Annotated in this window: 16 protein-coding genes, 6 tRNA genes, 3 rRNA genes, 1 pseudogene and 1 riboswitch; of the genes and pseudogenes, 22 read left to right on the top strand and 4 right to left on the bottom strand. The window is 53.2% G+C overall.

Features of this window, described 5'->3' with window-relative positions; genetic code table 11:
* Positions 1 to 12 precede the first annotated feature (12 nt).
* The 6 genes from HVX64_RS21770 (at position 13) to oxyR (ending at position 7,115) form a co-directional block, all read left to right on the top strand.
* Entirely contained in the window at positions 13 to 1,527 is a 1,515-nt protein-coding gene (locus HVX64_RS21770; protein WP_086512779.1) for a sugar ABC transporter ATP-binding protein, read from the top strand.
* Entirely contained in the window at positions 1,520 to 2,512 is a 993-nt protein-coding gene (locus tag HVX64_RS21765) for an ABC transporter permease (RefSeq protein WP_042998956.1), read from the top strand. The genes HVX64_RS21770 and HVX64_RS21765 overlap by 8 nt, the downstream gene beginning before the upstream one ends.
* A gap of 13 nt (positions 2,513 to 2,525) precedes the next feature.
* Positions 2,526 to 3,569, top strand: coding sequence for an ABC transporter permease (locus tag HVX64_RS21760; protein ID WP_042998957.1), 1,044 nt, complete (start codon positions 2,526 to 2,528; stop codon positions 3,567 to 3,569).
* Positions 3,569 to 4,450 carry an L-ribulose-5-phosphate 3-epimerase gene (locus HVX64_RS21755; protein WP_042998958.1) on the top strand — a complete coding sequence of 294 codons (882 nt, stop codon included), beginning with the start codon at positions 3,569 to 3,571 and terminating at the stop codon, positions 4,448 to 4,450. The genes HVX64_RS21760 and HVX64_RS21755 overlap by 1 nt, the downstream gene beginning before the upstream one ends.
* Positions 4,451 to 4,460: 10 nt before the next feature.
* On the top strand, positions 4,461 to 5,936 hold the full coding sequence (locus HVX64_RS21750) for an FGGY-family carbohydrate kinase (RefSeq protein ID WP_044257503.1): 1,476 nt from the start codon (positions 4,461 to 4,463) through the stop codon (positions 5,934 to 5,936).
* A 261-nt stretch (positions 5,937 to 6,197) separates the two neighbouring features.
* Positions 6,198 to 7,115 (top strand): DNA-binding transcriptional regulator OxyR, encoded by a 918-nt coding sequence (gene oxyR, locus HVX64_RS21745; RefSeq protein ID WP_042998960.1) that lies wholly within the window; start codon positions 6,198 to 6,200, stop codon positions 7,113 to 7,115.
* Here oxyR and sthA read toward each other — a convergent pair.
* Positions 7,098 to 8,498, bottom strand: a complete 1,401-nt coding sequence (gene sthA, locus HVX64_RS21740) for a Si-specific NAD(P)(+) transhydrogenase (RefSeq protein WP_042325654.1) — start codon at positions 8,496 to 8,498, stop codon at positions 7,098 to 7,100. The two genes, oxyR and sthA, sit on opposite strands and share 18 nt — an antisense overlap.
* Before the next feature lie 198 nt (positions 8,499 to 8,696).
* Between sthA and fabR the strand changes: the two genes are divergently transcribed.
* Together fabR and HVX64_RS21730 are read left to right on the top strand one after the other, a co-directional pair.
* Positions 8,697 to 9,347 (top strand): HTH-type transcriptional repressor FabR, encoded by a 651-nt coding sequence (fabR, locus tag HVX64_RS21735; protein ID WP_043001797.1) that lies wholly within the window; start codon positions 8,697 to 8,699, stop codon positions 9,345 to 9,347.
* Positions 9,347 to 9,706, top strand: coding sequence for a YijD family membrane protein (locus HVX64_RS21730; protein WP_042998961.1), 360 nt, complete (start codon positions 9,347 to 9,349; stop codon positions 9,704 to 9,706). The genes fabR and HVX64_RS21730 overlap by 1 nt, the downstream gene beginning before the upstream one ends.
* A gap of 49 nt (positions 9,707 to 9,755) precedes the next feature.
* Here the strand turns inward: HVX64_RS21730 and trmA are convergent, their stop codons facing one another.
* Entirely contained in the window at positions 9,756 to 10,856 is a 1,101-nt protein-coding gene (gene trmA / locus HVX64_RS21725; protein ID WP_044257505.1) for a tRNA (uridine(54)-C5)-methyltransferase TrmA, read from the bottom strand.
* Positions 10,857 to 10,970: 114 nt separating this feature from the next.
* Positions 10,971 to 11,161: riboswitch (cobalamin riboswitch) on the top strand.
* A 64-nt stretch (positions 11,162 to 11,225) separates the two neighbouring features.
* Here trmA and btuB point away from each other — a divergent pair.
* From btuB to birA, 9 genes are all read left to right on the top strand, one after another.
* On the top strand, positions 11,226 to 13,064 hold the full coding sequence (gene btuB / locus HVX64_RS21720; RefSeq protein ID WP_042998963.1) for a TonB-dependent vitamin B12 receptor BtuB: 1,839 nt from the start codon (positions 11,226 to 11,228) through the stop codon (positions 13,062 to 13,064).
* On the top strand, positions 13,009 to 13,860 hold the full coding sequence (gene murI / locus HVX64_RS21715) for a glutamate racemase (protein WP_042998964.1): 852 nt from the start codon (positions 13,009 to 13,011) through the stop codon (positions 13,858 to 13,860). The genes btuB and murI overlap by 56 nt, the downstream gene beginning before the upstream one ends.
* 393 nt (positions 13,861 to 14,253) lie before the next feature.
* Positions 14,254 to 15,795, top strand: a 16S ribosomal RNA gene (locus HVX64_RS21710).
* 69 nt (positions 15,796 to 15,864) lie between these two features.
* A tRNA-Ile gene (locus HVX64_RS21705) sits at positions 15,865 to 15,941 on the top strand.
* A 114-nt stretch (positions 15,942 to 16,055) separates the two neighbouring features.
* Positions 16,056 to 16,131 (top strand) — tRNA-Ala (locus tag HVX64_RS21700).
* A 181-nt stretch (positions 16,132 to 16,312) separates the two neighbouring features.
* A 23S ribosomal RNA gene (locus tag HVX64_RS21695) occupies positions 16,313 to 19,218 on the top strand.
* Between the two features lie 70 nt (positions 19,219 to 19,288).
* Positions 19,289 to 19,404, top strand: a 5S ribosomal RNA gene (gene rrf, locus HVX64_RS21690).
* The 16S, 23S and 5S rRNA genes sit together here with 2 tRNA genes alongside, the layout of an rRNA operon.
* A gap of 154 nt (positions 19,405 to 19,558) precedes the next feature.
* Complete coding sequence (murB, locus tag HVX64_RS21685; protein WP_042998965.1) at positions 19,559 to 20,587, top strand: UDP-N-acetylmuramate dehydrogenase; 1,029 nt, start codon at positions 19,559 to 19,561, stop codon at positions 20,585 to 20,587.
* A complete protein-coding gene (birA, locus tag HVX64_RS21680; RefSeq protein ID WP_042998966.1) occupies positions 20,584 to 21,546 on the top strand; it encodes a bifunctional biotin--[acetyl-CoA-carboxylase] ligase/biotin operon repressor BirA in 963 nt (320 codons plus the stop codon). Before murB ends, birA begins: the two co-directional genes overlap by 4 nt.
* A 30-nt stretch (positions 21,547 to 21,576) precedes the next feature.
* Here birA and coaA read toward each other — a convergent pair whose 3' ends face one another.
* Both coaA and HVX64_RS24200 read right to left on the bottom strand, forming a co-directional pair.
* Positions 21,577 to 22,527 (bottom strand): type I pantothenate kinase, encoded by a 951-nt coding sequence (gene coaA, locus HVX64_RS21675; RefSeq protein WP_061069505.1) that lies wholly within the window; start codon positions 22,525 to 22,527, stop codon positions 21,577 to 21,579.
* A gap of 259 nt (positions 22,528 to 22,786) precedes the next feature.
* Positions 22,787 to 22,909 (bottom strand): annotated as a pseudogene (locus HVX64_RS24200) (hypothetical protein); the annotation flags it as partial.
* Between the two features lie 19 nt (positions 22,910 to 22,928).
* Here HVX64_RS24200 and HVX64_RS21670 point away from each other — a divergent pair.
* The 5 genes from HVX64_RS21670 (at position 22,929) to tuf (ending at position 24,669) form a co-directional block, all read left to right on the top strand.
* Positions 22,929 to 23,004: transfer RNA gene (locus HVX64_RS21670), tRNA-Thr, on the top strand.
* Between the two features lie 8 nt (positions 23,005 to 23,012).
* Positions 23,013 to 23,097: transfer RNA gene (locus HVX64_RS21665), tRNA-Tyr, on the top strand.
* Between the two features lie 114 nt (positions 23,098 to 23,211).
* A tRNA-Gly gene (locus tag HVX64_RS21660) sits at positions 23,212 to 23,286 on the top strand.
* Positions 23,287 to 23,291: 5 nt separating this feature from the next.
* Positions 23,292 to 23,367, top strand: a tRNA-Thr gene (locus tag HVX64_RS21655).
* 117 nt (positions 23,368 to 23,484) lie between these two features.
* A complete protein-coding gene (gene tuf, locus HVX64_RS21650) occupies positions 23,485 to 24,669 on the top strand; it encodes an elongation factor Tu (RefSeq protein WP_042998968.1) in 1,185 nt (394 codons plus the stop codon).
* Positions 24,670 to 24,701: the final 32 nt, after the last annotated feature.

Below are 24,701 nucleotides of genomic sequence, written 5' to 3'. Positions count from 1 at the left end.
AGGAACAGCATGATGCCGCATATTGCAGAACGAAATGCCGGTGAACCGTTGGTGACGTTTAAGTCGCTAAGCAAAAGTTTTGGCGGTCATCGGGCATTAAAGAATATTGATCTCACGTTAAATAAAGGCGAAGTCCACTGTCTGGCCGGAGCGAACGGCTGTGGTAAAAGCACGCTGATAAAAACCCTGTGCGGTGTGTATATCCCGGATGCCGGTAGCGAAATTATTATTGATGATAAATCCTGGTCAAGACTCTCGCCGGATAAAGCCCGTGAGTTAGGCATTCAGGTTATTTATCAGGATCTGTCGTTATTCCCGAACCTCACGGTCGCGGAAAATATCGCCTTTGAAGAAAATCTCAAGGGCTATTTTGGCTGGCACCGCAAAGCCCGTCTTAAAGCGCTGGCGCTAAAAATTATCCACGAATTACATTTCTCCCTCGATCCGGACGCGCAGGTTCAGCATTTACCGATTGCCCAGCGCCAGCAGGTGGCGATTTGCCGCGCGCTGGTGGCCGATGCCCGGCTGGTGATTATGGATGAGCCTACGGCGTCGCTGACGCGCACTGAAGTTAACCAGCTGCTGCGCACGGTCAATTATCTGCGCGATAAAAATATCACCGTGGTGTTTGTCAGCCATCGTCTGGATGAAGTGAAAGAGATTTCCGACCGTATTACTGTGATCCGCGATGGCGAAATCATTGGCACCTGGGCGGCGAATTTACTAACCCCGTCGCGTATTACCGAACTGATGACCGGCAGAACGATTGTCCATCAGAAAAAGCTGCCGAACAGCGTGGAAGGAAAAGTGGTGCTGGAACTGAATAAGCTCAGTCGGAAAGGGCAGTTCGAGGATATTTCACTGAAGCTTCACCAGGGTGAAGTGCTGGGACTGTGCGGATTGTTAGGCTCAGGGCGAACAGAGCTGGCGTTAAGTCTTTTTGGCATTACCCATCCGGATAGCGGAGAGATTTATCTGGAAGGGAAAAAAGTCACCATCAAAGACAATACGCAGGCCGCGAAACTGGGCATTGCCTATGTCTCTGAAGACCGCCTGACGCTGGGCGCGGTGCTCCCGCAGTCGGTCAGCGACAATATGGTGCTATCGATCCTTAACCGGTTAAAAACGCCGTGGCATGTTATTGACGAAAAACGGCAAGCTACCCTCGTTCAGGAGTGGATCCAGGATCTGGATATTAAAGTCGCCAATCCCGATAACCCGCTCTCGACGCTGTCCGGCGGCAACCAACAAAAAGTGGTGTTGGCAAAATGGATTTTAACCCGCCCCAAAGTCTTGATCCTCGATGCGCCGACCGTCGGCGTCGATATTGGCGCGAAAGACAGTATTTATCAGCTTATCCACCGCCTTTCCGGCGTCGGTATTTCCGTGCTGCTGATTACCGATGAAGCGCCAGAGGCGTATTACAACTGCGATCGTATTTTCCATATGCAGCGCGGGAAAATTATTAACGAGCTGTTGCCTGCGGACTATACCGAGCAGCAGCTGGCGGAGGTGATTAATGGCTAATGTATTGTCGCTCCGGTTTCCACGGTCGGTGGAAGGCTGGCTGGGCTGGGTCATCGTCCTGATGCTGGCGTTTTTTTCGCTGATGAGTAATGAGTTCCTGTCAATCCAGAACCTGCTCGATCTCACCGAAAGCTACGCGGTGACGGGGATATTCGCCCTCGGCTTGTTTGTGGTGCTGGTTACCGGGGGGATTGATATTTCCTTCGCCGCCGTGGCGTCGGTGGTTCAGTACGTGGTGGCGTCCCTGTTGCTCAGCGGCACCATGACCAGCCCGCTGCTGTGCCTGGGGTTTGCTATCGCGCTGGGTGTGATATTTGGCCTGATCAACGCGATCCTGATTTATTACCTCAATGTGGTTTCCATCATCATCACCATCAGTATGCAGTCGCTATTGTTCGGCATGCTGATGTGGCTGACCAACGGCCACAGCATCTATGACCTGCCGGACTGGTGGATCACCCAGCGATCGCTGTTTAGCTTTGGTTTTGAAGGAGAAACCTACCAGGTCGGGCTGCCGCTGGTGGTGATGTTGGCGATGGCCTGTTTCACCTGGATGCTGATGAACAAAACCCATATTGGCCGCCAGCTGTATGCGGTGGGCGGCAGTACCGAGTCGGCACGACGTATCGGTATCCGGGTATCGCTGATTTATCTGTTTGCCTACGGGTATCTTGGCGCCGCCGCCGCCATTGGCGGAATGCTACAGGCCTACCGCATGAGTGAAGTGGTGCCTAACGCGCTGGTGGGCGGCGAACTCGATGTGTTGGCTGCCGCCGTGCTGGGCGGAGCCAGTTTGTCCGGCGGGCGCGGTTCGGTGATCGGCACGCTAATGGGGGTCTTTCTGATCGGCATCCTCAAAAACGGTCTTAACCTGATCGGCGTCTCCAGCTACTTCGTGAATATCGTCATCGGCGTGGTGATTGTCTCGGCTATCTGCGTCACCCACTACAAAAAACGTAAAGAAACGGACGTTGGATTCGTCTGACAGGGGGCTTGAAATGAAAAAGCAGGCATTTTTACCGCTTGATGGCACCAGCTCAGGGTTGCTGGCGATCTGTTTCTTCGCCGTGGCGGCGTTCAGTCTGGCGATGCCAGGGCGTTTTTTTACCGACAACACTTTTCTGAGCATCGCTTTTCAGCTACCGGAACTGGGGCTACTGACCTTCGCGATGTTTGTCCCGATGCTGAGCGGCGGTCTGAATCTGGCGATTATCGGTACCGCGAATTTGACCAGCCTGTTTATGGCCTGGCTGCTGATCCAGTATGTGCCGGCTGACGCGTCTACCGGTATGCAACTGTGGTGGCTGTTTCTGGCGCTGCTGGGTGCGATGGCGATCGCCATGGCGATCGGCGCGCTCACCGGGACCATTATTTCCCGCGTTGGCGCGCACCCGATTCTGGTGACGCTGGGCAGCATGACCATTATCAGCGGCATCGGCGTTTACCTGACTAAAGGCGCGGCGCTAAGCGGTATGCCACCGGTGGTGCGCAGTATCGGGTCGGAAGTGATCTTTGGCATTCCGGTGCCGATGGTGATTTTTATCGTCGCTACCCTGGGTCTGGCGCTGTTCCTCGGCAAAACCCGTACCGGGAAAATCATCTATATGTGCGGCAGCAACATCAATGCGACCTGGTTTAGCGGCATTCGCACCCACCGTGTGTTAATGGCGATTTATGCGATTTCCAGCCTGCTGTGTGTGCTGGCCGGGTTGATTATGCTGGCCCGTTTTAACTCCGCCCGTATGGGCTATGGCGATTCTTATCTGCTGCTGACGGTACTGGCGATTGTGCTGGGCGGCACCGATCCCTTCGGCGGCTCAGGCAAAGTCAGCCACGTCTTTTGCGCCTTGCTGGTGCTGCAGGTGATCGCCACCGGCCTGAGCCTGTTAGGCCTCAGCCTGCATTTCAATCTGGCGGTCTGGGGTATCACGCTGATAGCAGCGCTGGCGTTTAAATTCTTTAAGCAAAAATGGCAGGCACAGCGCGCCATGAATCACAGCCGAAAAGCGTTACAACAACTGGCCACTCGTGAGGGAAGATAATGCGTAGCCACCCGTTAGGTATTTATGAAAAGGCGCTACCCGGAAACACCAGTTGGGTAGAAAAACTGGCACTGGCAAAATCCTGCGGTTTCGATTTTGTCGAAATGTCGGTGGATGAGAGCGAAGAGCGGCTGGCACGCCTCGACTGGTCTCTCGCGGAGCGCATGGAAATCATCAGCGCGATCCAGAAAACCGGGGTGCGCATTCCAACGATGTGCTTATCCGCCCATCGCCGCTTCCCGTTCGGCAGCCACGATAGCCAGACTCGCCAGCAGGCGCGCGCCATCATGCAAAAAGCGCTGCGGCTAGCGCAGGATTTAGGGATACGGACCATCCAGCTTGCCGGTTATGACGTTTATTATGAGCCACAGAATGAAGAGACTATCGCCTGGTTCGAAGATGCGATGGCCTGGGCCGCGGAGCAGGCTGCAGCTGCGCAGGTGATGTGTGCCGTGGAAATCATGGATACGCCTTTCATCAATTCCATCAGTAAATGGAAAGTGCTGGATGAAAAAATTAACTCGCCGTGGTTCACCGTTTACCCGGACGTCGGCAACTTAACTGCCTGGGGTAACGAACTGGAGAGCGAACTGGCGAAAGGCATCGACCGTATTGCCGCGATCCATCTCAAAGACACATTCCCGGTGACGCCGGATTCGCCCGGGCAATTCCGCGATGTGCCCTTTGGCGAAGGGTGTGTGGACTTTATCAAGCTGTTCAAAACGCTACGCCGCCTTAACTATCGGGGAACCTTCCTGATTGAGATGTGGACGGAAAAGTCCGCCGAGCCGTTGTTAGAAATTATCCATGCGCGCCAGTGGATAGAGAGCAAGATGCAGGCAGCTGGGTGGTATGACGAACGGCCGCTCATGGCAGGTTAAGGAGATAACGATGAGCCATTACTTTATCGGCATTGATTTGGGCGGCACAGTCACCAAAGCGGGGATTTATACCGCCGAAGGTAGAGAAGTCACCGTTGCGGCCCAAACCTTGCCGCTGCTGAGCCCACAGGTGGGGTGTTGTGAGCGCGATATGAACGCGCTCTGGGCCACCACATGTCTCGTGATTCAGCGCGCGCTGGCCGAGAGCCATATTGCGGCGGAACAGATCCGCGGGATTGGCTTTTCTGCACACGGTAAAGGACTTTACCTGGTCGATAAGTCGGGCAAACCCGTCCGTAATGGCATCGTCTCTTCAGATTCACGGGCGCAACCGCTGGTGGCAAGCTGGAAGGCGCAGGGTGTCGATCGCCAGGCGTACCCGCTCAGTTTGCAACAGCTATGGCCTTCTCATCCGGCAGCGCTGCTGGCCTGGCTGAAACAGCATGAGCCGGAGAACTACGCGCGGACGGGCCACATCCTGATGGCGCACGATTATATTCGTTACTGCCTGACGGATAACCTTGCCTGTGAAGAGACCAATATCTCCGGGAGCCAGTTGTTTAATCAGCAGCGTAATGAGTTCGATCCCGCGCTGTTCGCCCTGTTTGGCATTGAGGAGATGGTGCACTGCACGCCGGGGGTGATAGGTTCTGCCGATCTCGCTGGCTATGTGACCGCCGATGCCGCTACGTTATGCGGGTTGAAGGCAGGTACACCCGTGTTCGGCGGGGTTTTTGATGTGGTTGGCGCAGCCATCACCTCCGGTGTGCATGACAGCTCGCACCTCAGTGCGGTAGCGGGCACCTGGTCTATCGCTACCCGGGTCTTCGATCGCATTGTTCCGGCGGATTACCCCTATGTGTGGGGGAAATTCAGTGTTCCTGGGCAGTATTTTGCGCATGAAGGCAGCCCCACTTCCGCCAGTAATCTGACCTGGTTTATCAACCATTTTTTCCCGGCGTTGGCGAACGATCACGATACGCTTAACCGGTGGGTGGAGCAGGGGTATCAGAAGCCAGACAGCATTCTGTTTTTCCCGTGGCTGTACGGCTCAAACTATTGCGACTCATTAAGCGGCGGCTTTTTCGGGCTGGCAGGGCATCACGAGGCGTCAGACATGGTTTACGCCATCTATCAGGGCATTGTGTTCTCGCATTTACTGCATCAGGACCGGATGCTGCAACTCAACGGCGCAACCCAGGCGATTCGTTTTACCGGCGGGCCAACGCACTCGCGCATCTGGATGCAGATGTTTTGCGATGCCAGCAATCTGCCGCTTGAAATTGTCGATGTCGAGCAGTCCGGGTGCCGGGCGGCGGCGATGTGTGCGGCCGTTGGCGTGGGGGATTATGCAGGATTCGCACAGGCGATTAACGCCACTCTGCCGTCGGTGATCAGACTTGAGCCGAATGCCGTAAAGCACAACATACTGCGTAGCCGGTTTGCGCAATTCAAACGCGTTGCGGATGCATTGAGTGCAATATAACGCTGATTAACTTCATTCCGGCCAGGCACGATGCCTGGCTTTTTTACGCAAAAAAAATGCGGACCACGGGGTCCGCAAAAGTTCACGTTGGCTTTCGTTATTTGGGTAGAGAGAGACTCTCTGAACGGGCAGTGGCTTCAAGGGTTAAACGAGACTGCTCCGTTTCTGTGATGGATTATCAGACAGAAAGCTTGATAGGGATAATCGTTCGTTGCTATGCTACCTATCGCCATGAACTATCGTGGCGATGGAGGATGAATAATGAATATTCGTGATCTTGAATACCTGGTGGCATTAGCCGAACATCGCCACTTCCGGCGCGCGGCGGACTCCTGTCACGTTAGTCAGCCAACGCTGAGCGGACAAATCCGCAAGCTGGAAGATGAGCTGGGCGTGATGCTGCTGGAGCGTACGAGTCGTAAAGTGCTGTTCACCCAGGCGGGTTTACTGCTGGTGGATCAGGCGCGTACCGTGCTGCGTGAGGTCAAAGTGCTCAAGGAGATGGCAAGCCAACAGGGCGAAACCATGTCAGGTCCGCTGCACATTGGTTTGATTCCCACTGTCGGTCCTTACCTGCTGCCGCATATTATCCCGATGTTGCACCAGACTTTCCCGAAGCTGGAAATGTATCTGCATGAAGCGCAGACCCATCAGCTGCTGGCGCAACTGGATAGCGGCAAGCTTGACTGCGTGATCCTGGCGCTGGTGAAAGAAAGTGAGGCCTTTATTGAAGTGCCGTTGTTCGACGAGCCGATGCTGCTGGCGATCTACGAAGATCACCCGTGGGCGAATCGCGAATGCGTGCCGATGTCCGATCTGGCAGGCGAAAAACTGCTGATGCTGGAGGACGGTCACTGTCTACGCGATCAGGCGATGGGATTCTGCTTTGAAGCCGGTGCTGACGAAGACACCCACTTCCGTGCGACCAGTCTGGAAACGCTGCGTAACATGGTAGCGGCAGGAAGCGGTATTACCCTGCTGCCTGCGCTGGCGGTTCCGCAAGAACGCAAACGTGATGGCGTGGTATATCTGCCCTGCATTAAGCCTGAGCCGCGTCGTACGGTGGGGCTGGTGTATCGTCCAGGATCACCGCTGCGTAGTCGCTATGAGCAACTGGCAGAGGCCATCCGCGGTGCGATGGATGGCCATTTCGACAAGGCGTTAAAAAAGGCGGTTTAAGCCATTTAGCGCCGCTACCCGATAGGCTTCCGCCATCGTCGGGTAGTTAAAGGTGGTGTTAACGAAGTACTCAATCGTGTTACCACCACCTTTCTGCTCCATAATCGCCTGACCGATGTGAATAATCTCGGCTGCGCGTTCACCAAAGCAGTGAATCCCCAGAATCTCTTTCGTTTCCCGATGGAACAAAATCTTCAGCGTACCTACGTTCATGCCAACGATTTGCGCGCGCGCCAGGTGTTTAAACTGAGCGCGGCCCACTTCGTAAGGCACTTTCATCGCCGTCAGTTGCTGTTCGGTTTTGCCCACGGAACTGATCTCCGGGATGGTGTAAATGCCGGTCGGGATATCTTCGATCAGGTGCGCGTTCGCTTCCCCTTTCACCAGCGCCTGGGCGGCAATGCGTCCCTGGTCGTATGCTGCGGACGCCAGGCTCGGGTAACCGATCACATCACCCACCGCGTAAACGTGCGGCAGCGCGGTTTGGTACATGCTGTTGACCTTGAGCTGACCACGGCTGTCGGTTTCCAGACCGATATTCTGTAACGCCAGAGAATCGGTGTTGCCGGTACGACCATTGGCATACAACAGGCAGTCGGCCTTCAGTTTCTTACCGGACTTCAGGTGCATGATCACGCCATCGTCGCAGCCTTCGATTTTCTCATACTCTTCATTGTGGCGAATGACGACGCCGCTGTTCCAGAAGTGGTAAGAGAGGGAGTCGGACATCTCTTGATCGAGGAACGCCAGCAGACGGTCGCGGGTGTTGATGAGATCAACTTTGACCTCCATTCCGCGGAAGATCGACGCATATTCGCAGCCAATCACCCCGGCGCCATAAATAATCACATGGCGCGGTTCGTGGTGCAGACTGAGGATCGAATCGCTGTCATAAATGCGCGGGTGCGAGAAATCCACGTCTGCCGGATGATAAGGGCGCGATCCGCAGGCAATGACAAATTTCTCTGCTGTCAGGGTTTCAACCGTACCGTCATGACATTCCAGCGCCAGCGTGTGTTCGTCAACAAAATGGGCGTTACCCTGCAAGATCTCGCAGTGGTTACGCTCATAAAAACCCTGCCGCATCCGTGTTTGCTGATTAATCACGTTGTCGGCATGGTTGAGAATATCGGCGAATGAGGAACGAAGCAGGCGGGAATGATCGCTATAAAGGGGGTTCTGATTGAATTCGATAATACGACTGACTGCGTGGCGGAGCGCTTTTGACGGGATGGTGCCCCAGTGGGTGCAACCGCCGCCAACGTTGTGATAACGCTCGATAACGGCAACACGAGCTCCTTGCTTAACCAGACCCATTGCAGCGCCTTCGCCGCCGGGGCCGGAACCTATAACTATGGCATCGTAATCGTAGGAATGTGGCATGGTAAGGCTTACCTGTTCTTATACATAAAAGCAACAGAATAGTAACATCATTGCCGGGATAACCCAATTATCGTTGTGCTTTTTTGCGAAGCCGAAGCACAAACTGCGCGTAAACAATCATTCACAAAGCTGAACAAACAGATTAACTTTGAACTCTGGTATAGTGCCGGACAAGGCATACGGAAGGATTCAGACATCGTGATGGGCGTTAGAGCGCAGCAAAAAGAAAAAACCCGGCGTTCGCTGGTAGAAGCCGCATTTAGTCAACTGAGCGCGGAGCGTAGCTTCGCCAGTCTCAGTTTGCGTGAAGTCGCACGTGAAGCGGGCATTGCGCCAACCTCCTTTTATCGTCATTTCCGTGATGTTGATGAGCTCGGCCTGACCATGGTTGATGAAAGCGGTCTGATGTTGCGTCAGTTGATGCGTCAGGCTCGTCAGCGTATCGCCAAGGGCGGGAGTGTGATCCGCACCTCGGTCTCCACATTTATGGAGTTCATCGGTAACAACCCCAACGCCTTCCGTTTATTATTGCGTGAACGTTCTGGCACCTCAGCGGCGTTCCGTGCTGCCGTTGCGCGAGAAATTCAGCACTTCATCGCGGAACTTGCGGACTATCTGGAAATCGAAAACCATATGCCGCGTGCGTTTACTGAAGCGCAAGCCGAAGCGATGGTGACGATTGTCTTCAGTGCAGGTGCCGAAGCGCTGGACGTGGGCGCGGAACAGCGTCGGCAGTTAGAAGAGCGACTGGTACTGCAACTGCGCATGATTTCGAAAGGTGCGTATTACTGGTATCGCCGTGAACAAGAGAAGATGCCCCTCATTCCGGGTAACGTGAAGGAAGAGTAATGAAACAGTCAGTTCAGGATAAAGGTACGCTGCTGCTGGCGCTGGTCGCTGGCTTGTCAATCAATGGCACATTCGCGGCGCTGTTTAGCTCCATCGTGCCGTTTTCTGTATTTCCGATTATCTCGTTGGTGCTGACGGTGTACTGTCTGCATCAACGTTATTTGAATCGCACCATGCCTGTGGGTTTACCGGGTCTGGCTGCCGCCTGCTTTATTCTCGGCGTTCTGCTTTACAGCACCGTGGTGCGCGCGGAATATCCGGATATCGGTTCCAACTTCTTCCCGGCGGTGCTGTCGGTCATTCTGGTCTTCTGGATCGGCGTGAAAATGCGTAATCGCAAGCAGGAAGTGTCGGAATAAAGAGGAGAGGCCGGATGAGACGCTTTGCGTCATCATCCGGTTATGACACTCACTTCGCCGTCAACAACACCCCACACTCCATATGGTGCGTATACGGGAACTGATCAAACAGCGCCAGACGTGATACGTCATGCGTCTGGCTTAACGTTTCCAGGTTCTTGCACAGCGTCTCCGGATTACAGGAGATGTACAGAATGCGCGGATATGCCTGCACCATTTTCTCCGTTTCGCTGTCCAGACCGCTGCGGGGCGGATCGACAAAAATCGTTTCGCACTGATAGCTTTTCAGATCGATACCCTGCAAGCGGTTAAATTCGCGCACGCCGTTCATTGCCTGCGTAAACTCTTCCGCCGCCATGCGGATAATCTGCACGTTATCAATCTGATTCGCCGCAATGTTGTATTGCGCGGCGGCAACAGACGGTTTGGCGATTTCGGTGGCCAGCACACGGTCAAAATTGCGTGCCAGCGCTAAAGAAAAGTTGCCGTTACCGCAGTACAGTTCAAGCAGGTCGCCTTTCGAGCCTTTAGTGACATCCAGCGCCCACTCCAGCATCTGAATGTTCATGGCCGCATTTGGCTGCGTAAAGCTGTTCTCAACCTGGCGATAGATCATTTCTTTGCCCGCAACTGGCAAACGTTCATCAAGGTAGTCCTGATCCAGCGCGATTTTGGTTTTTGTCGCGCGGCCAATCAGATGCACGTTCAGGTTCTGCGCACGCAGGGCGTCGCGGAGCGCTTCGGCGGCTTCACGCCATTCGTCGTCCAGCTTTTTATGATACAGCAGCGAAACCACTGCCTGATTACTCATGGTGGTGAGGTAATCAATCTGGAACAGTTTATGGCGCAACACGCGGTTGTCGCGCACGCCTGCGATCATCGCGGTCATCAACTGGTTAATCAGTTCACTCGCCGCAGGGAAGCTGTCGACGCGGATTCGGCTTTTGCTCTGTTGGTCAAAAATGATGTGATAGAGGTCATCGCCATCGTGCCAGATGCGGAATTCAGCACGCATACGGTAATGACTGACCGGCGAACGAAACACTTCCGGGACAAGGCCAGAAAAGGGCGCCATCATACTCTGCAAGCGCACCACTTTTTCGGCGAGCTGCGCGTCATACTGTTCTGTCGGAAGGTGTTCGGGGGTCATGATGTATCCTGAAAAATAAAAGTACGCGGGGATTGTAGGGATTGCTCAACAGATGTCCAGTCATTGATGATCTCTCATATTTAACAAACACGCTGGACAGTAAGATGTTACAAACTGTAGCATCCGTGTGCCGGTCCTGTGAGTTAATAGGGAATCCAGTGTAAATCTGGAGCTGACGCGCAGCGGTAAGGAAAGGTGAGATGAGAGCGTAAGCAGACACTGCCTGTTGGGTGGGAAGTCTTCATCTCTTATATCCGTGGATAACCTTCCAAGCCCGAAGACCTGCCGGCTAACGTCGCAACTGGTTTTCATCATCGCGTACTATCGGTGGGACCTGCGGCATCCTTCTTATATTGTGGATGCTTTACAATGATTAAAAAAACATCGCTGCTGACGGCGCTCTCCGTCACGGCTTTTTCGGGTTGGGCACAGGATGCCACCCCTGACACGCTTGTCGTGACAGCAAACCGTTTTCAACAACCTGTTAATACCGTTCTGGCCCCGACCGATATTGTCACCCGCGAGGATATCGAACGCTGGCAGTCCCGAACCGTTCTGGATGTCATGCGCCGCCTGCCAGGCGTGGATGTCGCCCAGAATGGCGGCATGGGGCAAAGCTCTTCTCTGTTTGTGCGGGGTACCGAAGCGAAACACGTTCTGGTGTTAGTCGATGGTATTCCGGTCGCCCGTCCGGGCATTACGAATAATTCCGATATTGACCAGATCCCGGTGTCGCTGGTGCAGCGCATTGAGTATATCCGTGGCCCGCGCTCAGCCATTTATGGCTCTGGCGCGATTGGCGGCGTAGTGAACATCATCACTATGACGGGTGAGGAACGTTCGCAGATTAATGCTGGCGTGGGGTCAAAAGGTTATCAGCAATATGACGGTACGTACCGTCAGCGTTTTGGCGATACCGTGGTAACCGCGGCCGGGGCTTATCAGACCACCAAAGGCTTCGACGTTCAGCCGCGTTCCAGCTATAGCGGCGACAGCGATCGCGATGGTTATCGCAATAAACTCTTCTGGGGTGGCGTTGAGCACAAATTTAACGATCAATTCGATGGTTACTTTCGTGGCTACGGCTATGCCAGTAATGCCGATTACGACCAGGGGAACTGGGGATATGACGGCGGAAACGACGAGCACCAGAATTACACTCAGTCGTGGGATACGGGGCTGCGCTTCAATTCTGGAATCTACTCGTCACAACTGGTCGCTAACTACCAGCGAATTAAGGACTATAACTACAGCAGCCTGAATGGGCGCTATGCCACAGGTTATAGCCTTGATGATATGGAACAGCGCTACGTCCAATGGGGCAACAACGTTATTGTCGGGCACGGCGCTGTCAGTGCTGGTGTCGACTGGAAACAAGAAAAGCTGATGTCCTTCGGCGAGTATGGGACAGACAACTATAAGCGTGATAACACGGGCCTCTATCTCACCGGGCAACAGCAGATTGATAGCGTGACGCTGGAAGCGTCGGGCCGTGAAGACCATGACGACCAGTTCGGCTGGCATGGTACCTGGCAAACAGCGGCGGGATGGCAGTTTGTTGATGACTATAAAGTGACGCTTTCCTATGGCACGGGCTTCCTTGCGCCTTCACTGGGGCAACAGTTTGGTGCGGAGCGTTTTGGGATCGCCTCTAACCCAAACCTGAAGCCGGAAGAGTCGAAGCAGTGGGAAGCCGGATTAGAAGGGCTGACCGGCCCGCTTGACTGGCGTCTGTCGACCTATCGCTACAAAATTCAGAACCTGATCGACTACAACAACAATACCTACTTCAACGTCAAATCCGCGACCATCAAAGGCCTGGAATGGACCGGGAACCTGACGACCGGGCCGGTCGATCATCGCTTAACGTTGCAGTATGTTGATCCGCGTGATGATGAAACCGATCAGCCGCTTTATCGTCGCGCTAAACAGCAGGTGAAGTACGAGCTCAGCGGACAGGTCTACGATCTGGGCTGGGATGTGACCTATCAGTATATTGGCGAGCGTTACGATTACGACTACGACAATTCCCGGAAGGTGAAAATGGGCGGGCTGAGCGTGTGGGACCTCGGACTTTCATATCCAGTCACCTCACATCTCACAGTTCGTGGTAAAATAGCCAACCTGTTCGATAAAGATTACGAGACAGTTTATGGCTACCAAACTGCAGGACGGGAATACACCTTGTCTGGCAGCTACACCTTCTGATCCACGCCCCACCGTGCTGGTATTTGATTCCGGTGTCGGTGGGTTGTCGGTCTATGATGAGATTCGGCATCTCCTGCCGGATCTCCACTATATCTATGCTTTCGATAACGTGGCTTTTCCTTATGGGGAGAAGAGCGAGGCATTTATCGTTGAGCGCGTTGTTGAGATCGTGACGGCGGTACAGCAGCGTTATCCTCTTTCTCTGGCCGTTATCGCCTGTAACACGGCCAGCACGGTCTCTCTTCCTGCCTTACGTGAGAAGTTCGCTTTCCCGGTTGTGGGCGTGGTACCGGCGATCAAACCGGCGGCGCGTCTGACGGCGAACGGGGTTGTCGGGCTTCTGGCCACGCGCGGTACGGTGAAGCGCCCTTATACGCATGAACTGATCGCGCGCTTTGCCAATGAGTGCCAGATAGCCATGCTGGGGTCCGCAGAGCTGGTGGAACTGGCGGAAGCGAAGTTGCACGGCGAGCCCGTGCCGCTGGAAGAACTGCAACGGATCCTGCGCCCGTGGCTGCGGATGCCGGAGCCACCTGATACCGTGGTACTTGGCTGCACCCACTTTCCCCTGTTGCAGGAAGAACTCTTACAGGTTCTGCCTGAAGGAACGCGACTGGTCGATTCCGGGGCGGCCATTGCACGACGTACTGCCTGGCTACTGGAACATGAAGCGCCGGATGCGAAATCAGCAGATGCCAACATTGCCTATTGCATGGCGATGACGCCAGAAACTGAGCAATTATTGCCCGTTTTGCAGCGCTATGGCTTTGAATCGCTCGAAAAACTGACGGTTTAACGCTGTTTTGGGTAAATATTACGCACTCGGAAAATTATTTTAAATTTCCCCTTGTCAGCCCGAAATAACTCCCTATAATGCGCCTCCACTGACACGGAACAACGGCACGCAAGCCGCCGGGTCAGCGGGGTTCTCCGGTGAAAACCAGTGATGAACACCGACAGAGAAAAGCGAAATAAATGCTTGACTCTGAAGCGGGAAAGCGTATTATGCACACCCCGCGCCGCTGAGAAAAAGCGAAGCGGCACTGCTCTTTAACAATTTATCAGACAATCTGTGTGGGCACTCAGAGTGACATGGATTCTTAACGTCGCAAGACGAAAAATGAATACCAAGTCTCAAAGAGTGAACACGTAATTCATTACGACGTTTAATTCTAGGAGCATCAAACTTAAATTGAAGAGTTTGATCATGGCTCAGATTGAACGCTGGCGGCAGGCCTAACACATGCAAGTCGAACGGTAACAGGAAGCAGCTTGCTGCTTTGCTGACGAGTGGCGGACGGGTGAGTAATGTCTGGGAAACTGCCCGATGGAGGGGGATAACTACTGGAAACGGTAGCTAATACCGCATAATGTCGCAAGACCAAAGAGGGGGACCTTCGGGCCTCTTGCCATCGGATGTGCCCAGATGGGATTAGCTAGTTGGTGAGGTAACGGCTCACCAAGGCGACGATCCCTAGCTGGTCTGAGAGGATGACCAGCCACACTGGAACTGAGACACGGTCCAGACTCCTACGGGAGGCAGCAGTGGGGAATATTGCACAATGGGCGCAAGCCTGATGCAGCCATGCCGCGTGTATGAAGAAGGCCTTCGGGTTGTAAAGTACTTTCAGCGGGGAGGAAGGTGTTGTGGTTAATAACCGCAGCAATTGACGTTACCCGCAGAAGAAGCACCGGCTAACTCCGTGCCAGCAGCCGCGGTAATACGGAGGGTGCAAGCGTTAATCGGAATTACTGGGCGTAAAGCGCACGCAGGCGGTCTGTCAAGTCGGATGTGAAATCCCCGGGCTCAACCTGGGAACTGCATTCGAAACTGGCAGGCTTGAGTCTCGTAGAGGGGGGTAGAATTCCAGGTGTAGCGGTGAAATGCGTAGAGATCTGGAGGAATACCGGTGGCGAAGGCGGCCCCCTGGACGAAGACTGACGCTCAGGTGCGAAAGCGTGGGGAGCAAACAGGATTAGATACCCTGGTAGTCCACGCCGTAAACGATGTCTATTTGGAGGTTGTGCCCTTGAGGTGTGGCTTCCGGAGCTAACGCGTTAAATAGACCGCCTGGGGAGTACGGCCGCAAGGTTAAAACTCAAATGAATTGACGGGGGCCCGCACAAGCGGTGGAGCATGTGGTTTAATTCGATGCAACGCGAAGAACCTTACCTGGTCTTGACATCCACAGAACTTGGCAGAGATGCCTTGGTGCCTTCGGGAACTGTGAGACAGGTGCTGCATGGCTGTCGTCAGCTCGTGTTGTGAAATGTTGGGTTAAGTCCCGCAACGAGCGCAACCCTTATCCTTTGTTGCCAGCGGTTAGGCCGGGAACTCAAAGGAGACTGCCAGTGATAAACTGGAGGAAGGTGGGGATGACGTCAAGTCATCATGGCCCTTACGACCAGGGCTACACACGTGCTACAATGGCATATACAAAGAGAAGCGACCTCGCGAGAGCAAGCGGACCTCATAAAGTATGTCGTAGTCCGGATTGGAGTCTGCAACTCGACTCCATGAAGTCGGAATCGCTAGTAATCGTGGATCAGAATGCCACGGTGAATACGTTCCCGGGCCTTGTACACACCGCCCGTCACACCATGGGAGTGGGTTGCAAAAGAAGTAGGTAGCTTAACCTTCGGGAGGGCGCTTACCACTTTGTGATTCATGACTGGGGTGAAGTCGTAACAAGGTAACCGTAGGGGAACCTGCGGTTGGATCACCTCCTTACCTTAAAGAACCTGCCTTTGTAGTGCCCACACAGATTGTCTGATGAAAAACGAGCAGTAAAACCTCTACAGGCTTGTAGCTCAGGTGGTTAGAGCGCACCCCTGATAAGGGTGAGGTCGGTGGTTCAAGTCCACTCAGGCCTACCAAATTTTCCCTGAATACTGCGTTGTGAAACGACTCGCATACTTTAAGTATGCTTCGCCATTCCACGCCTTGTCTCAGGAAAAATTATCGGTACAGAGGTTCTGACTACACTGTATGGGGCTATAGCTCAGCTGGGAGAGCGCCTGCTTTGCACGCAGGAGGTCTGCGGTTCGATCCCGCATAGCTCCACCATACTGTAGAACGTAATCAAGAAAACTTCAGAGTGTACCTGAAAGGGTGCGCTGCGAAGTTTTGCTCTTTAAAAATCTGGATCAAGCTGAAAATTGAAACGACACACTGTTAATGGTGTGTTCGAGTCTCTCAAATTTTCGCAACACGATGATGAATCGAAAGAAACATCTTCGGGTTGTGAGGTTAAGCGACTAAGCGTACACGGTGGATGCCCTGGCAGTCAGAGGCGATGAAGGACGTGCTAATCTGCGAAAAGCGTCGGTAAGGTGATATGAACCGTTATAGCCGGCGATGTCCGAATGGGGAAACCCAGTGCAATTCGTTGCACTATCGTTAACTGAATCCATAGGTTAACGAGGCGAACCGGGGGAACTGAAACATCTAAGTACCCCGAGGAAAAGAAATCAACCGAGATTCCCCCAGTAGCGGCGAGCGAACGGGGAGCAGCCCAGAGCCTGAATCAGCATGTGTGGTAGTGGAACGGTCTGGAAAGGCCGGCGATACAGGGTGACAGCCCCGTACACAAAATTGCATGTGTTGTGAGCTCGATGAGTAGGGCGGGACACGTGGTATCCTGTCTGAATATGGGGGGACCATCCTCCAAGGCTAAATACTCCTGACTGACCGATAGTGAACCAGTACCGTGAGGGAAAGGCGAAAAGAACCCCGGCGAGGGGAGTGAAAAAGAACCTGAAACCGTGTACGTACAAGCAGTGGGAGCCTCTTTATGGGGTGACTGCGTACCTTTTGTATAATGGGTCAGCGACTTATATTCTGTAGCAAGGTTAACCGAATAGGGGAGCCGAAGGGAAACCGAGTCTTAACTGGGCGTTAAGTTGCAGGGTATAGACCCGAAACCCGGTGATCTAGCCATGGGCAGGTTGAAGGTTGGGTAACACTAACTGGAGGACCGAACCGACTAATGTTGAAAAATTAGCGGATGACTTGTGGCTGGGGGTGAAAGGCCAATCAAACCGGGAGATAGCTGGTTCTCCCCGAAAGCTATTTAGGTAGCGCCTCGTGAATTCATCTCCGGGGGTAGAGCACTGTTTCGGCTAGGGGGCCATCCCGGCTTACCAACCCGATGCAAACTGCGAATACCGGAGAATGTTATCACGGGAGACACACGGCGGGTGCTAACGTCCGTCGTGAAGAGGGAAACAACCCAGACCGCCAGCTAAGGTCCCAAAGTCATGGTTAAGTGGGAAACGATGTGGGAAGGCTCAGACAGCCAGGATGTTGGCTTAGAAGCAGCCATCATTTAAAGAAAGCGTAATAGCTCACTGGTCGAGTCGGCCTGCGCGGAAGATGTAACGGGGCTAAACCATGCACCGAAGCTGCGGCAGCGACACTAAGTGTTGTTGGGTAGGGGAGCGTTCTGTAAGCCTGTGAAGGTGTGCTGTGAGGCATGCTGGAGGTATCAGAAGTGCGAATGCTGACATAAGTAACGATAAAGCGGGTGAAAAGCCCGCTCGCCGGAAGACCAAGGGTTCCTGTCCAACGTTAATCGGGGCAGGGTGAGTCGACCCCTAAGGCGAGGCCGAAAGGCGTAGTCGATGGGAAACAGGTTAATATTCCTGTACCAGGTGTTACTGCGAAGGGGGGACGGAGAAGGCTATGTTGGCCGGGCGACGGTTGTCCCGGTTTAAGCGTGTAGGTGTGTGTTCCAGGTAAATCCGGTTCACTTTAACACTGAGGCGTGATGACGAGGCACTACGGTGCTGAAGCAACAAATGCCCTGCTTCCAGGAAAAGCCTCTAAGCATCAGGTAACATCAGATCGTACCCCAAACCGACACAGGTGGTCAGGTAGAGAATACCAAGGCGCTTGAGAGAACTCGGGTGAAGGAACTAGGCAAAATGGTGCCGTAACTTCGGGAGAAGGCACGCTGATATGTAGGTGAAGCGATTTACTCGTGGAGCTGAAATCAGTCGAAGATACCAGCTGGCTGCAACTGTTTATTAAAAACACAGCACTGTGCAAACACGAAAGTGGACGTATACGGTGTGACGCCTGCCCGGTGCCGGAAGGTTAATTGATGGGGTTATCCGTAAGGAGAAGCTCTTGATCGAAGCCCCGGTAAACGGCGGCCGTAACTATAACGGTCCTAAGGTAGCGAAATTCCTTGTCGGGTAAGTTCCGACCTGCACGAATGGCGTAATGATGGCCAGGCTGTCTCCACCCGAGACTCAGTGAAATTGAACTCGCTGTGAAGATGCAGTGTACCCGCGGCAAGACGGAAAGACCCCGTGAACCTTTACTATAGCTTGACACTGAACACTGGTCCTTGATGTGTAGGATAGGTGGGAGGCTTTGAAGCGCGGACGCCAGTTCGTGTGGAGCCGTCCTTGAAATACCACCCTTTAATGGCTGGTGTTCTAACGTGGGCCCGTAATCCGGGTTGCGGACAGTGTCTGGTGGGTAGTTTGACTGGGGCGGTCTCCTCCTAAAGAGTAACGGAGGAGCACGAAGGTTAGCTAATCCTGGTCGGACATCAGGAGGTTAGTGCAAAGGCATAAGCTAGCTTGACTGCGAGCGTGACGGCGCGAGCAGGTGCGAAAGCAGGTCTTAGTGATCCGGTGGTTCTGAATGGAAGGGCCATCGCTCAACGGATAAAAGGTACTCCGGGGATAACAGGCTGATACCGCCCAAGAGTTCATATCGACGGCGGTGTTTGGCACCTCGATGTCGGCTCATCACATCCTGGGGCTGAAGTAGGTCCCAAGGGTATGGCTGTTCGCCATTTAAAGTGGTACGCGAGCTGGGTTTAGAACGTCGTGAGACAGTTCGGTCCCTATCTGCCGTGGGCGCTGGAGAATTGAGGGGGGCTGCTCCTAGTACGAGAGGACCGGAGTGGACGCATCACTGGTGTTCGGGTTGTCATGCCAATGGCACTGCCCGGTAGCTAAATGCGGAAGAGATAAGTGCTGAAAGCATCTAAGCACGAAACTTGCCCCGAGATGAGTTCTCCCTGACCCTTTAAGGGTCCTGAAGGAACGTTGAAGACGACGACGTTGATAGGCCGGGTGTGTAAGCGCAGCGATGCGTTGAGCTAACCGGTACTAATGAACCGTGAGGCTTAACCTTACAACGCCGAAGCTGTTTCGGCGAAGAGATGACGCATTCAACTCAGCTTGATACAGATTAACAGAATTTGCCTGGCGGCTGTAGCGCGGTGGTCCCACCTGACCCCATGCCGAACTCAGAAGTGAAACGCCGTAGCGCCGATGGTAGTGTGGGGTCTCCCCATGCGAGAGTAGGGAACTGCCAGGCATCAATTAAGTGAAGAGCCCATCCTGACGGATGGGCTTTTTTGCGTCCGTCACCTGTCGGATCATTTTATCGAATAACGTCATCCCGCCATAATACAAGCCATACTGCGGCATATGCGGTAAACTAACCGCGATTTTGCATCAGGAAAGCCTCTATGAATCACTCCCTTAAATCCTGGAATACCTTTGGCATCGATCAAAATGCCAATGAGATTGTTTGCGCCGAAAATGAACAACAACTACTTAGCGCCTGGCAATCTGCCAATGCGTTGCATCAGCCGGTACTGATACTGGGTGAAGGGAGTAACGTCCTGTTCCTTGACGCCTTCCGCGGGACAGTGATCGTCAATCGTATCAAAGGCATTGAAGTAACAGAGCAACCAGACGCGTGGTTGTTGCATGTCGGTGCGGGTGAAAACTGGCATCATCTGGTTCAGCATACACTACAGCTTGGCATGCCGGGGCTGGAAAACCTGGCGCTGATCCCCGGCTGCGTAGGGTCTTCACCGATCCAGAATATTGGTGCTTACGGCGTGGAGCTCCAGCGAGTGTGTGATTATGTTGACTGTGTTGAGCTGGCGACAGGAAAATCGCGGCGCGTGAGTGCGGCGGAATGTCGCTTTGGCTATCGTGACAGTATCTTTAAACATGAATACCAGGATCGCTACGCGATCGTTGCGGTGGGGTTACGTCTGACTAAGCAATGGCAACCAGTGTTGACCTATGGCGACCTGACGCGTCTGGATCCGGCCACGGTAACGCCCCAGCAGGTGTTTGATTCGGTTTGCCGTATGCGTATAACAAAACTGCCCGATCCAAAAGTGATCGGTAATGCGGGCAGCTTTTTTAAAAACCCCGTCGTAGCAAAGGATGTGGTTGAGGCACTGCTGTCTCAGTTTCCGAATGCCCCTCATTACCCTCAACCTGATGGTTCAGTAAAACTGGCGGCTGGCTGGCTCATTGACCAATGTGAGTTGAAAGGCGTGGGTATCGGAGGGGCAGCCGTACATCGTCAACAGGCGCTTGTACTTATTAACGCGGCTAACGCGACAAGCGAAGATGTGGTCAATCTCGCGCACCTGGTGCGTGCGAAAGTCGGTGAGAAATTTAACGTCTGGCTGGAGCCTGAAGTACGCTTCATCGGGCAGAGTGGCGAAGTCAATGCTGTGGAGATCATTGCATGAAGGATAATACCGTTCCTCTGATGCTTATCTCCTTACTGGCCGATGGCGAGTTTCATTCCGGTGAGCAACTGGGTGAACAGTTGGGGATGAGCCGGGCGGCCATCAATAAACATATCCAGACTCTACGTGACTGGGGAGTTGATGTCTTTACCGTGCCAGGCAAAGGATACAGTTTACCGGAGCCGATTCAGTTGCTGGATTCTGACCGCATCTACAGTCAGTTGGATCGCGGCACGGTGGCTGTGCTGCCGGTTATTGATTCCACCAATCAGTACCTGCTGGACCGCATCGATCTATTGCAGTCTGGCGATGCCTGCGTGGCGGAATACCAACAGGCAGGTCGTGGACGTCGTGGACGTAAGTGGTTTTCCCCCTTTGGCGCAAACCTTTATCTTTCAATGTTCTGGCGTCTGGAGCAGGGGCCGGCCGCCGCGATCGGCTTAAGCCTGGTGATCGGTATCGTAATGGCTGAGGTTCTGCGTGATCTGGGTGCGGACAAGGTACGGGTGAAGTGGCCTAACGATCTCTACCTGTTGGATCGCAAACTGGCGGGGATCCTGGTTGAGTTAACGGGTAAGACGGGCGATGCTGCGCAGATCGTCATCGGCGCTGGCATTAACATGGCAATGCGCCGTGTGGAAGAAGGCGTGGTGAATCAGGGATGGATTACGTTGCAGGAAGCTGGGATTACGCTCGATCGCAATACGCTGGCGGCAAGGCTCATTCGTGAATTACGTACCGCGCTGGAGTTATTTGAGCAAGAAGGACTAGCTCCTTATCTTTCCCGTTGGGAAAAGCTGGATAACTTTATCAATCGCCAGGTTAAACTGATAATTGGTGACAAAGAAATATACGGTATTTCACGAGGTATCGATGCGCAGGGCGCATTACTTCTGGAACAGGATGGTATTATAAAACCGTGGGTTGGGGGAGAAATCTCCCTGAGAAGCGCTGAATAATTAAAAAGGGAGCGAAAGCTCCCTTTTTAATTATTTTCGCAGGCGAACCTGCTCGACGGCATGATTGGCGCTCTTGGTCATAATCAGACTCGCGCGCTCACGCGTGGGTAGAATATTTTGTTTTAAATTCAGCCAGTTAATTTCTTTCCATAATGAGGTGGCCGTATTGATCGCCTCCTCTTTCGTCAGTTTCGCGTAGTTATGGAAATAAGAGTCAGGGTCGGTAAACGCCCCCTCGCGGAATTTAAGAAAACGATTGATATACCATGTCTGCAGTAACTCTTCCGGTGCATCAACATAAATAGAGAAGTCGACGAAGTCCGAAACAAATACATGATGAGGGTCGTGTGGATAGTCCATCCCGCTCTGCAGAACATTGAGTCCTTCGAGAATTAATATATCGGGTTGGGCCACGGTTTTATCCCCGTCAGGGATCACATCATAAATCAGATGCGAATAAACCGGAGCGGTTACGTTTGGCACGCCGGATTTGAGATCGGAGACAAACTTGACCAGACGATGCATGTCATACGATTCCGGAAAACCTTTCTTCTTCATTAACCCACGGTCTTTTAATACCTGGTTTGGATGAAGAAAACCATCCGTGGTGATCAGTTCAACGCGACGATGTTCTGGCCAACGGCTCAGTAACGCCTGTAATACACGCGCAGTGGTACTTTTCCCCACCGCTACGCTGCCAGCAATACTGATGATATAAGGGATACGCTCACCGTTCGTGCCCAGAAACTGTTCGAGAACAGCCTGACGACGCAGGTTCGAGCTGATATAGAAGTTAAGCAAACGCGACAAGGGCAAATAGATCTCTGCAACTTCTTCCAGCGATAAATCTTCATTAATCCCTTTTAACCGTGCGATCTCTTCTTCAGTGAGGGTCATCGGCACGGAATCACGAAGCGCAGCCCACTGGTTGCGGTCAAACTGTAGGTAAGGCGTCATTAACGTTTGCTCTTTTATACTCATAAGCATGTTTCTGGCTGTCATTACACCATCAGGGCAGTGATAAAAAGCGCGTCATCCCCGGCATGCAATGGCACGTCGCATTTCAGTTAATTTGGACAATGGGCAGGAGGGTAACACCAGATGGGGGGGAATAATAAGAAAAAATCTCTTCTGAACGTCATTCCCTGAAACGCAATGTGACGGATATTCCAGATGTACAGGCGATGATTTGATGCGTTGAAGTACCACCCGATGCAGGTGGGAGGAAATGGACTGCCAGATAATGTCGAAATTTTATGCTAAGCTGACTGAAAATACGCCATTTTTTGGTCGTATAGTGCAAAATGTGAGCGATAGAACATTTTATGCAATTTTTTAGTTGCATGAGCACGCAGGTCTCCATAGAATGCGCGCTACTTGATGCCGACTTAGCTCAGTAGGTAGAGCAACTGACTTGTAATCAGTAGGTCACCAGTTCGATTCCGGTAGTCGGCACCATCAAGTCCGGTGGGGTTCCCGAGCGGCCAAAGGGAGCAGACTGTAAATCTGCCGTCACAGACTTCGAAGGTTCGAATCCTTCCCCCACCACCACTTTCTGGCAGCAATTGCTGTCTGAGCTGGTTACGAAAATAATCGGCTCGAATAAGAAAAGAGACTTGTCTCTTTTTTTGTTACAGAAAGAACTGGGTAGCCGAGTTTCAGGATGCGGGCATCGTATAATGGCTATTACCTCAGCCTTCCAAGCTGATGATGCGGGTTCGATTCCCGCTGCCCGCTCCAGACGTGCTGATATGGCTCAGTTGGTAGAGCGCACCCTTGGTAAGGGTGAGGTCCCCAGTTCGACTCTGGGTATCAGCACCACTTCACTTCTCCTCCCCGTGTTTTCTCTGTAACGACTCAATGATTCAACAGTTCAGGCATATCGCCTGGTTGATGTGGTGATATCACCGATTTATCCGTGTCTTAGAGGGACAATCGATGTCTAAAGAAAAGTTTGAACGTACAAAACCGCACGTTAACGTCGGTACTATCGGCCACGTTGACCATGGTAAAACAACGCTGACCGCTGCCATCACTACCGTACTGGCTAAAACCTACGGCGGTGCTGCTCGCGCATTCGATCAGATCGATAACGCGCCGGAAGAAAAAGCTCGTGGTATCACCATCAACACTTCTCACGTTGAATATGACACCCCGACTCGCCACTACGCACACGTAGACTGCCCGGGCCACGCCGACTATGTTAAAAACATGATCACCGGTGCTGCGCAGATGGACGGCGCGATCCTGGTTGTTGCTGCGACTGACGGCCCGATGCCGCAGACTCGTGAGCACATCCTGCTGGGTCGTCAGGTAGGCGTTCCGTACATCATCGTGTTCCTGAACAAATGCGACATGGTTGATGACGAAGAGCTGCTGGAACTGGTAGAAATGGAAGTTCGTGAACTTCTGTCTCAGTACGATTTCCCGGGCGACGACACCCCGATCGTTCGTGGTTCTGCTCTGAAAGCGCTGGAAGGCGACGCAGAGTGGGAAGCGAAAATCATCGAACTGGCTGGCTTCCTGGATTCTTACATCCCGGAACCAGAGCGTGCGATTGACAAGCCGTTCCTGCTGCCGATCGAAGACGTATTCTCCATCTCCGGTCGTGGTACCGTTGTTACCGGTCGTGTAGAACGCGGTATCATCAAAGTGGGCGAAGAAGTTGAAATCGTTGGTATCAAAGAGACTGCCAAGTCTACCTGTACTGGCGTTGAAATGTTCCGCAAACTGCTGGACGAAGGCCGTGCGGGTGAGAACGTTGGTGTTCTGCTGCGTGGTATCAAACGTGAAGAAATCGAACGTGGTCAGGTACTGGCTAAGCCGGGCACCATCAAGCCGCACACGATGTTCGAATCCGAAGTGTACATCCTGTCCAAAGACGAAGGCGGCCGTCATACTCCGTTCTTCAAAGGCTACCGTCCGCAGTTCTACTTCCGTACAACTGACGTGACTGGCACCATCGAACTGCCGGAAGGCGTTGAGATGGTAATGCCGGGCGACAACATCAAAATGGTTGTTACCCTGATCCACCCGATCGCGATGGACGACGGTCTGCGTTTCGCAATCCGTGAAGGCGGCCGTACGGTAGGCGCAGGCGTTGTTGCTAAAGTTCTCAGCTAATCGCTGATAACATTTGACGCAATGCGCATTAA

It is taken from the genome of Citrobacter sp. RHB20-C16, assembly GCF_013890155.1.
Lineage (GTDB): Bacteria > Pseudomonadota > Gammaproteobacteria > Enterobacterales > Enterobacteriaceae > Citrobacter_A > Citrobacter_A amalonaticus.
The sequence above is the reverse complement of the archived record's forward strand: the minus strand, read 5'-3'. Positions and strand labels throughout refer to the sequence as shown.